This is a genomic window from Streptomyces justiciae (assembly GCF_015163075.1).
Lineage (GTDB): Bacteria > Actinomycetota > Actinomycetes > Streptomycetales > Streptomycetaceae > Streptomyces > Streptomyces justiciae.
Map to the genome: position 1 here is coordinate 20,215 of NZ_JADDXU010000036.1, position 9,972 is coordinate 30,186.

Here is a 9,972-nt window from a genome sequence, read left to right on the forward strand (position 1 = left end):
CTCCTGTGTCCTGCGCGGGAGTTACGGCGGTCCTCGTCCCGCGGCTTGCGGGGATACGGCTCTTCCGGTCCTGTTCCGCGGCTTGTCGGGGATACGGCTCTTCCGGGGCCCGGGGACGACACGGGCCGGCGGCGCCGGGTGCTTGCCCCGGCGCCGCCGGCCGATGGTCACCCACGGGCGGGTGTCCTGCGGTGCGTCAGGCGGATTCCGCCGACGCGGTCTGCTTGGCCGGGGCCGGGGCCGGCGCGCCCGCGGGAGCGGGCAGGGGGCCACGGCGCAGCAGCAGTCCGCACAGGACGGCGCCGGCGACGAAGATGGCGGTGCACCACCAGAACACCGTGGTGTAGCCGTCGATCGCGGCGAGGTGGAGCTGCTCCGCCGACGGCTTGCCCTGCGCGTGGCCGGTCAGCCAGTCGGCGGCGGCGGTGGCGGCGATCGTGTTGAGCAGGGCGGCGCCGGTGGCACCGCCGAGCTGCTGGCCGGTGTTGACCATCGCGGAGGCGATGCCGGCGTCCTGGGGTGCGATGCCGGCGGTGCCGGTGCGCAGTGCGGCGCCGTAGATGAGGCCCATGCCGATGCCGACCAGGCTGGTCGGGCCGAGCAGGTGCGTGAGGTAGCCGGAGTCCAGGTCGATCCCGGTCAGCCAGGCCATGCCGACCGCGTTGGCCAGCAGACCGAGGGTGACCAGGGGGCGCGGGCCGTGCTTGGGCATGAGCTTGATGGCGCTGACGTTCGCGCCCACGCCGGTGAACACGATCATCGGCAGCAGTGCGAAACCGGAGGTGACGGCGGAGTATCCCAGGTCGTTCTGCATGAAGTAGACCAGGAACAGCATGATGCCGAAGATGCCGGTGCCGACGAACAGAGTGGCGAGGTAGGCGCCGCCGCGGTTGCGGTCGAGGACGACGCGCGGGGGCAGCAGCGGGCTCGTGGCGCGGGTCTGCCAGATGGCGAAGACGATCAGGAGTACGGCGCCGAGGGCGAGGACGCCCCACGTCTTGGGGGTGCTCCAGCTGTCGTCCGCGGCGTTGGAGAAGCCGTAGACCACACAGAACATGCCGGCCGAGGCCAGGAGCACGCCGGGGATGTCCATGCGGGCGCCGGTCTTGGGCTGTGCCTTGAGCAGCAGCAGGCTGCCGACGAGGGCGACACCGGCGAAGAGCAGGTTGATGTACAGGCACCAGCGCCAGTTCAGCGTGGAGGTCAGCGCACCGCCGAGGATGAGGCCCAGGCCGGTGCCGCTGGCGGCGACGGCGCTGAAGATGCCGAAGGCCTTGCCCTTCTCCTGCGGGTCGGTGAACGTCGTGGCCAGCAGGGCCAGGGCGGCCGGGGCCAGCATCGCGGCGAAGACGCCCTGGCCGGCGCGGGCGGTCACCAGCACCTCGAAGTTGGTCGCGGCGCCGCCGACGGCGGAGGCGAGGGCGAAGCCGCTCAGCCCGATGATGAACGTCTGCTTACGGCCGATCAGGTCCGACAGCCGCCCGCAGAACAGCAGCAGGCTGCCGAAGGGCAGGGCGTACGCGGTCACGATCCACTGCCGGTCGGTGTCCGTGAAGTCCAGCGCTTCCTGGGCCGAGGGGAGCGCCAGGTTCACCACGGTCAGGTCGACGCCGACCATGAGGTAGGCGGTACAGATGACGGCGAGAATCCACCACCGCTTCGCGTCCCCGGCTGCGCCCGAGCTCGGCCCGGCCGCCGCGCTCTTTGTCTCCATTTTCATCTCCTTGTTTCGTGTTCCGCCTGGCACGTTTTCAAGCGTTTTTCGAGTACGTCTCGAGCGCTTCTTGAGTGTCTCCTGAGCGTCACGCCTGTTCTTTGTGTGCCGCCATCAGCCGGACCGGCTCATAGCTTGGTGAGATCTGGTAGTAGGAACAGACCTCGAGGAATTCTCCGGCGGGCATCCACTTGACGGCGAACAGGTTCATTCGCTCACCGGAATAGGTACGCGGAGCACTTGTCGCGAATCGCTGGATATGTGGTTCCACGGGTGCCGGAATCGTCTCGATTTTCAGGCCGGGTCCCAACGGAGGGGCAAAAGCGACGCGCTGGATCTTCGGGGAGTCCCAGCCGAGGGTGAAATTGGCCCGGAACGATTTGCGGGCGAACTCCAGCATCGGCTCGCTGGGCTCGGGGAGTCCGATCTCGTCGAGCAGGGACCGCAGCGCGCCGGGTTCGGGGCGGCGGTCCGGGGCGAACTGGAAGTAGAGACTGATCGTCCTGCTCCGGTAGTCGATCCCGAACATCGCCACCTCGTCCAGGCCGTAGCGGGCGAAGAGGTCCAGGTTGGCGGCCACGGCGGGGGGCATGGAGGTGATGTCGGCGAGCGCCGAGACCTTCTGCAGATCGCGCGGGAAGTGCGCGTAGACCTTCTTGAACCCGCCTGCGGCCCCGCAGTCGATGAAGTGCTCGGCGATGTCGATGCCGGCGGCGTGCAGGTCCGCCAGCAGGGAGCCGACGGGGTGGTCGGTCGCGGTGACCAGGCCGTGCCGCAGCGCGTGGGAATAGGGGTCTTCGGTCCCGTTGGGAATGGTGAAGCAGAAGTCGAGCTGCCCTGCGTTGCGTTCCCCGGTCAGCACACTGAATACGACCATGGCGGTCGGGAGTTTTTCTCCGAACGCGGTCAGGATCGGCCAGACCTTGTCACGCGAGCAGGAGGCGCCCACCATACGAGCTGATTCCTCGATGGCGGAGTACAGTTCTTCTGCCGCAGTGGCTCCGGACATCAATACTCCAAGCAGTCAACGCCAGCGAGTGATCCCATCGGGAATCCTGCATTCCGTCGCCCTTCGAAGGTAGCTCACGGGCGCTTGAGAACCGGTGGAATTTCGCTGGCCCGGATCGGGGCGGGGTGGGCGGGGCGGAGGGCGACGGGTCAGGCGGCGGTGCGCACTGACTCCGTGGCCGGCTGCTGTTCCGCCGGGGCGAGGGTGAGCTTGGGCCGGCCGATCAGCGCGGTCAGCAGCGGGCCCGCCATCGCGGTCGTAGTCACGGCCATGACGACCATCAGCGAGTAGAGGTCCTTGCCGATGAAGCCCAGTTGCAGGCCGACGTTGAGCACGATGAGCTCGGTCAGACCGCGGGTGTTCATCAAGGTGGCGAGCGCGGCGGACTGCTTGACCGGCATCCGGTTGAGGCGGGCGGCGACGAACGCGCCGGTGAACTTGCCGCCGACGGCCACCAGCAGGATCAGCGCCAGGGCGCCGAGTCCGGCCGCGTCGAGCCCCGACAGGTCGACCTTGAGGCCCGCGACGAGGAAGAACACCGGCAGCAGCAGGGTGCCGTTCATCTGCCCGAGCTGCTCGTGGACCTCCTCGCGCAGCCGCTCGGTGCCGGTGCGCGGCAGGACCATCCCGAACAGGAACGCCCCGAAGATGTAGTGCAGGCCGACCCACTCGGTGATCGCGCCGGACAGCAGCAGGCCGGCGAGGATCGACGCCAGTACGCCCGGGGTGAGCCGGAGCCCGGGCCGGCGGGCCGCGTAACGCTGCAGCAGGGGCCGTACGGCGAAGAGCATGCCCGCCAGGTAGGGCACGGCGAGCAGGATGCGCCACTGGTCGGGGCCGGCGGAGCCGCTGATGGCGACGACGCCGGCGAGCAGCGACCAGGCGAGGACGTCGTCGATGGAGGCGCAGGCCAGCGCGACGACGCCGAGCGGGGTGCGGGTCATGCGCCGGTCGGTGAGGATGCGGGCCAGCACGGGGAACGCGGTGATCGACATGGCGATACCCATGAAGAGCATGAACGCCGTCTTGTCGCCGGTGCCGTAGTCGTCCATCAGGTACAGCGCGAGGAGCGAGCCCGCGCCGAACGGCAGCAGGATCGAGCTGAAGGAGACGGTCGCGGCCAGGCTGCCGCTGCCCCGGATCATCGCCGCGTCCCACTCCAGGCCGACGATGAACATGAAGACGGCGACGCCGACCGCGGCCAGGGCGCTGAGCAGCGGTCGGATGTCGCCGGGGAAGAGGGCGTCGGAGATCGCCCCGTGGAAGAGGGTGGGCCCCAGCGCGATGCCGGCGAGGACCTCACCGATCACCGCGGGCTGGCCCAGCCGCCGGGCCAGTACGCCGAGCGCACGTGCCAGGAGGACCATGGCCGCGAGGCCGACGAGAAGTGACGTGGTCTGATGCGTGTCCATGGGATCCGCCTTTCGTACGCCGCGGCCGCGCTCAGGCGGTCGGGTAGTTGCCGTAGCGCCGGTCCCTGGCCCGCAGGTCCTTCAGGGCGGCGTCGAAGTCGGCCCGCGTCATGGCGGGGAACAGGGCGTCGCAGAAGTGCAGTTCGGCGAACGGGGACATCAGGGGGTAGAAGTTCGACAGCCGGGTGTGGCCGCCGGGCCGGATGACGTAGTCGACCTGGGCGGGGAGATAGGCGTGTTCGAGGAGGATGTCCTCGGTCAACTCGGGGATCTTTCCGTTGAGTTTGTTGAAGATGCCGATGATCTCCCGGGACAGGGACATGCCGTAGATGAAGTGCAGGGTGAAGCCGGAGGTCTTGGCGGAGGCGGCCTGCAGCTCCTCCAGCGTGGTGCGGTAGCGCTCGGGCAGTAGCTCGAGGGTCCCGGAGAACGCGAAGTCGCAGTCGGCGTACCAGCGGCGGGCGACGTCCTCGAAGGCGTCCAGGAACGTGGTCACCGCCGCCTCGGGGCGGTTGAAGTTCTCGGCGGAGTTGGTCGCGACGTACAGCGCGTCGAAGCCCTCCTCGCGCGCCCAGCCGGCGAACTCCACCAGCTTGTCCGACATCGCCTGGTAGCCCTGCTCGAGGGAGACGCCGTTCTCCTTGGAATAGCGGCGCATTCCGTCGGGCAGCAGGTACAGGTTGGTCACCGTCAGCTCCTTGGGTTGGTGATCGGTCGTTCGGGTCAGGCGGCCGTCGGCTGCGGGGCGAGGCCCGTCAGCGCGGAGAGGATCGGCGGCCGGCTCCAGTCCTGCGGGCACAGGGTCACGTCGAGCCGGTGCACCGTGTCGTCCTGCACCCGCACCGGGCCCACGGCCGCGGTGAGCAGGGTGCGTTTGGGGTCGGCGGCGCCCGCGGGGTGTCTGCCGTGGGCGACCGCGTGGATGTACCAGGTGCCCTTGGGCACGCTGGGCAGGGTGAAGCGGCCCGGCGCCGAGGCGTTGCTCCAGGACGCCGGGGCGCCCTGGAGGATGGGGCTGTCGAAGGCGCCGACGTAGACGGGCGACAGCAGGTCGCCGTGGGTGCGCAGCGCGCCCGTCACGGAACCGGTGTCGCGGGCCGCGGGCGTGGGCCGGGCGGGGGCCGGTGCCGCTTCGGACAGGGCGGCCGGGGCCGCGTCGGTGCCGGCCGACAGCGACAGCTTGCGGTACTGGGTGGGCGACAGGCCGACGGACTCGGTGAAGCGGCGGGTGAAGCTGCCCTGGCTGCTGTAGCCGACCTGTACGGCGATGTCGGCGACGGTGAGCGAGGTGCTCAGCAGCAGCCGCTTGGCCTCCTGAAGACGTACGGCGCTCAGGAACCGTCCCGGGGTGACACCGGTGACCCGGCTGAACATCCGCAGGAAGTGGTACTTGCTGACCATCGCGCTCGCCGCGAGCTCGTCGAGGCTCAGCGGCTCCCAGTAGCGCTCACGGATCGTGGTGACGGCATGCTGCACTAGGTGCTCCATGAAGGGCTCCTGATCGCGGTCATGTGCCGGGGATTCCGGGCGGGCGGCTCTGCGGGCCCGGATCAGCGGCGGCGCCGTTCACCTGACGGACAGTCGATTCCCGTACGTGGGAAGGGATGTGGGGCAGGTCAGACGCGCAGGGACAAGGACAGTCCGACGTGCGGGTGGAGTACCGCTCCTCCCGGTGCGGGTGCGTCGACGCGCCCGCCCCCGTCAGGGCAGGGGGCGGGCGCGGACGGGAGGGGGACTTGCGGACTCCACGCTAGGACCGGCCTGCTCTCAAGTCCCGTCCGTGCCACGGAACTTCGAGTTCACCTGCACCGTCGGTCCAGTTCATGCCGCCGCGGCGAGGTCCTGGTCGGCGTAGACGGCGAGGAAGGTGGCGAGCGCGTGCACCGAGTCGCCGGTCGGGCCGAGGGCGGTGAACGGGATGCTCCGGCCGAGTCCTGCCGACAGCGTGCCGTGGGCGCGCAGCGCGGCCGCCGTGAGGCCGGCGGCCGGGTGCGGGGCGTGGTCGGTGTCGGCGCCCGTCATGACGCGGGCCTCGGCCCGGGCCAGGGAGGTGATCTCGGCTTTCCGTGCGGATGGCGTCGGGGTCGGCATGGCTGCACTCCTCGGCTGGTCGGTCGGGAACAACCTTCGGGACACTCAGGAAAAGCCCGGGCCGCTCGGGGGACCCTCGCGCGGGCCTGGAGGGCTGAAGGGCGGAAGGGCTGAAGGGCTATCGCGGCTGAGGGACCATCACGAGCCGGCGCGGGTGCAGGGTGGTGTCCGGTGCCGTGCGCACCCGGCTGCCGGGCGGGAGCGCCAGCTGCCACTCCGTCATGATCGTGCCGAGCAGGACCTCGAGTTCCCGCCAGGCGAACGACTCCCCGACGCAGCCTTTCGCGCCGGTCCCGAAGGGGATGTACGAGGCGTCCTGCGCGGACGGCCGGGTGGTGAGCCAGCGGTCCGGGTCGAACCGGAGCGGGTCCGGGTGGTGTTCGGGGTCGCGGTGCAGGAGGTACGAGCTGAACAGCACGTGTGTGCCCGCGGGCAGCGCGTGGTCGCCGAGCGTCGCGTCGGACAGAGTCTTACGGCAGGTGATCCATACGGGCGGGTAGAGCCGCAGGACCTCCATCAGGAACCGCAGCGGGTATCCGATGCGGGGCGGCCCGGCGTCCTCGTCGCCTTCGCGCGCCAGGCCCTTGAGGACCCTCTCCTCGATCAGGGGTTCCTCGGCGAGCACGTACAGCGCCCACGACATCACCGACGCCGTGGTGGCGGTGGCCGCGGTGAGCATCATGACGGCCTCGTCGCAGACCTCGTCGGCGGTCAGCGCCGGGCAGCCGGCGCGGCCCGGGTCGGCCAGCAGCGCCGGGAGATAACCGGCCGCGAGGTCAGGGGAGCTGCGCTGTTCGGCCACGTACGAGGCGATGAGGGCGCGGAACTCCTCGCGGGCCCGCGTCAGCCGCTGTGCCGCGCCCTGCCGCCGCGCCCGCGCGGCCGCTTTCCCGTACAGCGGCTTTCGGATCATCTCCCAGGTCAGTGCGGCGAGGCTGCGGCCGAGCAGGGCCGACCGCTCGGGCGGCAGCGGACCGAGCAGGGTGCCCAGTGCGATCGCGCCGGCCAGCCGGCACATCTCCGCCTGGACGTCCACGGCCTGCCCGGGGCGCCATGCGGTCACCGTCTCGCGGGCGATCTGCCGCATGAGCGGGGCGTAGCCGGTCACCGCCGCCGTCCGCAGATAGGGGTGGGCCAGTCGCCGGTAGTGCCGGTGCACGGACTCGTCGGCCGCCAGGAGCCCGGCCCGGCTGAGGTTCCTCGCCTTCTGGAACAGTTCGCCCTTTCCGTAGTTCCTGCCGTCCTTGACGAGGATCTGGCGCACCAGCACCGGATCCGTGACGAACTCCGCGCGGGTGCCGTCCACGGTCACGGTGCGGACCGGGGGGCCGGCGAGGAGACTTCGCATGCGACCGAACCGGAACTCCACGGGAGCGGTCGCGTCACGCGGCATGGTCGGCGGAGGGCATCTGGTCCAGTCGGCTGCGCGACTGGAACCTGAAGTACGACTGGAGCTTGTAGTACTCCTCGCCGGAGGACGTCATGGCCGCGTAGACCATCTTGGGGTCGTCGACGCCGTACGGGACGGACTTGACGAACTGTTCGATCTTCGGGCCGAGCCGGGCGGGCAGCGACAGCGGGTCCTGGGTCTTCACGCTGAAGGCGATCCGCTTGATGCCCGGGGAGTCCCAGGTCAGCGTGGCGTAGAAGCCGAAGGTCCGCTCGCAGAACCGGAGCATCTGCTCGCTCGGTTCCGGCAGCCCGATGTCGCGGTGCATCGCCAGGACGGCCTCCGGCCGGCGCAGCGCCTCCGGGAGCTGGGTGAAGTAGAGGTTGATCGTCCTGCTGTGGTAGTCGATCGCGATCAGGTCCACCCGGCCCTCGATGCCCCGTTCGGTGAAGAACCCGAGGTTCGCGGCCAGGCTGGGGGGCATCGACTCGAGGCCGGCGAGGCCCGCGAGGCTCTGGTGGGCGTCCGCCGGGAAGTACACCCAGATCTTGCGGAACCCGCCCACGACGCCGGCGTCGACGCCGTACAGGTCGACGGGGCACTGCTCCCGGATGTCCGCGAGCAGGGACTCCACGGGGTGCCCGGTCTCGGTGACGAGGCCGTGCTCGCGCGCCCGGAGGTAGGGGTCGATGTACCAGGGGACGGTGAACCGGACGTCCAACTCGCCTTCGTGGCGGGCGTTCGTCGCCACCCGGAAGGCGATGACGGCTTCGGCGATCGCGTCCTCGTAGGCGGTCAGGACGGGCCACATCCGCTCCGGCGAGCACGTCACGTCGATGAGCCCGGCCGACTCCTCGACGCCCGCCCACAGTTCTTGCAGGCCGATGGTTCCCGACATTGTTCCTCCAGGCTTCCTACTCGGCGGGGGTCACTTGTCGCGGTAGGCGACGCGCACCGCCATGTCCGTCAGTTCGTCCCGCCACACGGGGGCGACGGATGCGTCCGCGATGGCTTCGCAGCCCCGCTCGACGAGGGCCGCGATGTGTCGCTCGACGTCCTCGGGAACTCCGGTGTCCAGCAGCCGGGCGCGCACCTCGTCGGGGGTGTGGCCGGGCTCGGTGATGAGGCTGCGGATGTGTTCGTCCCGTTGCATCGCCCAGGCCAGCAGCAGCGTCATCTTGTGCTGGGTGAAGTCCTGGCCGGACGGCTTTCCGGTCTGCGCGGAGTCGCCGAACGCGTCCAGCAGGTCGTCGCGGAGCTGGAAGGCCTCGCCGAGGGCTTCGCCGTACGCGGTGAAGGCGTCGTCGAGATCGGCGCGGCCCGCGGCCCGTGCCCCGACCACCAGCGGCCGGCGGATGGTGTAGCGGCCGGACTTGATCTGGGCGATGCGGCGGGAGAGCCGGGGGTCCACGGCGAACTCGGCGGCCGCGGCGACGTCCAGGTACTGGCCGATCATGAGTTCGGAGCGCAGCCGGTGCCACTCGGCGAGGACCTGCGGTGGCGCCTGGGAGATCAGTTCCGCCGAGTAGACGAGCGCCAGGTCGCCGACGAGGATCGCCACGCCCTCGCCGAAGCGGCGTGCCTCGCCCTGCCAGCCGTTGGCCTCGTGCTGGGCGGAACTGACGGCGTGCACGGTCGGTTGGCCGCGGCGTCGGCTGGAGTCGTCCAGGACGTCGTCGTGGATGAGGGCGGAGACGTGCAGCATCTCCAGGGCGGCGGCGGCCGCGACGATGCCGGGGTCGTGGGGGTCGCCGCCGGCGGCGAGGTAGCCGGTGATGCAGAAGGCGGGCCTGATGCGCTTGCCGCCGGAGTCGACGAGGCCGGAGAGGGCGTCCACGGCGAGGACCGCGCGTTCGTCGACCTCGGCGTGGCGGGCGCGTTCGGCTGCGAGGAAGGAACGCATGCGTTGTTCCACGCGCCGCAGCAGGTCGTCGGTGATGCGGCGTACGGAGGACACCGGATCCTGGCCGGTGCCGGTGCCGGTGCCGGCGGCCGGCCGGGGTGTCACTTCGGTGGTCACTGCGTGTCTCCTCGGGCGGGGTGGGACGCCTCGGCTTCGCCATCGGCGGGGTATGTGCTCCCACCCGCACCGCCCGTGCAGCTTTCGTGGTCGGGTGCGGGTGGCCCCCGTGGGGCGAATTCGCCGTTGGCGGCTGGCCGTGGTGGGGGGTGGCTTGGCGGTTCGGGGCGTGGTTGTTCGGGTGGGGAGTGGCGGGGGGGGGGGTTGGCGCCCCCCCCCCCCCCGGGGTTGGGGGGGTGGGGCATTCCCGGGGGGGGGGGCGGTTTGGGGGGGGGGGGTCGGGGGGGCGGTTGGTTGGCTCTTTCCCCGGCCTTGCCCGGGGTGGGGGGGGGGGGG

Annotated in this window: 9 protein-coding genes; all 9 read right to left on the reverse strand. The window is 70.7% G+C overall.

The window, feature by feature from the left end; all coding sequences use genetic code 11:
- Positions 1–196 precede the first annotated feature (196 nt).
- The 9 genes from IQ210_RS46595 to IQ210_RS46635 all read right to left on the reverse strand — a co-directional run bounded on the left by IQ210_RS46595 (position 197) and on the right by IQ210_RS46635 (position 9,636).
- Positions 197–1,720, reverse strand: a complete 1,524-nt coding sequence (locus tag IQ210_RS46595; protein WP_390897671.1) for an MFS transporter — start codon at positions 1,718–1,720, stop codon at positions 197–199.
- Positions 1,721–1,802: 82 nt separating this feature from the next.
- Positions 1,803–2,723 (reverse strand): aromatic prenyltransferase, encoded by a 921-nt coding sequence (locus IQ210_RS46600; RefSeq protein ID WP_194085331.1) that lies wholly within the window; start codon positions 2,721–2,723, stop codon positions 1,803–1,805.
- Positions 2,724–2,872: 149 nt separating this feature from the next.
- On the reverse strand, positions 2,873–4,135 hold the full coding sequence (locus IQ210_RS46605) for a cation:proton antiporter domain-containing protein (RefSeq protein ID WP_194085332.1): 1,263 nt from the start codon (positions 4,133–4,135) through the stop codon (positions 2,873–2,875).
- A 31-nt stretch (positions 4,136–4,166) separates the two neighbouring features.
- Complete coding sequence (locus IQ210_RS46610) at positions 4,167–4,823, reverse strand: undecaprenyl diphosphate synthase family protein (RefSeq protein ID WP_194085333.1); 657 nt, start codon at positions 4,821–4,823, stop codon at positions 4,167–4,169.
- 35 nt (positions 4,824–4,858) lie between these two features.
- Entirely contained in the window at positions 4,859–5,623 is a 765-nt protein-coding gene (locus IQ210_RS46615) for a helix-turn-helix transcriptional regulator (RefSeq protein ID WP_194085334.1), read from the reverse strand.
- Between the two features lie 333 nt (positions 5,624–5,956).
- Positions 5,957–6,226 carry a hypothetical protein gene (locus tag IQ210_RS46620; protein ID WP_194085335.1) on the reverse strand — a complete coding sequence of 90 codons (270 nt, stop codon included), beginning with the start codon at positions 6,224–6,226 and terminating at the stop codon, positions 5,957–5,959.
- Between the two features lie 118 nt (positions 6,227–6,344).
- Entirely contained in the window at positions 6,345–7,574 is a 1,230-nt protein-coding gene (locus tag IQ210_RS46625) for a cytochrome P450 (RefSeq protein ID WP_194085336.1), read from the reverse strand.
- 34 nt (positions 7,575–7,608) lie between these two features.
- Positions 7,609–8,514 carry an aromatic prenyltransferase gene (locus IQ210_RS46630; protein WP_194085337.1) on the reverse strand — a complete coding sequence of 302 codons (906 nt, stop codon included), beginning with the start codon at positions 8,512–8,514 and terminating at the stop codon, positions 7,609–7,611.
- Between the two features lie 30 nt (positions 8,515–8,544).
- The gene (locus tag IQ210_RS46635; RefSeq protein ID WP_256786353.1) at positions 8,545–9,636 is read right to left on the reverse strand and encodes a polyprenyl synthetase family protein; all 1,092 of its coding nucleotides are present in this window, start codon (positions 9,634–9,636) and stop codon (positions 8,545–8,547) included.
- Positions 9,637–9,972: the final 336 nt, after the last annotated feature.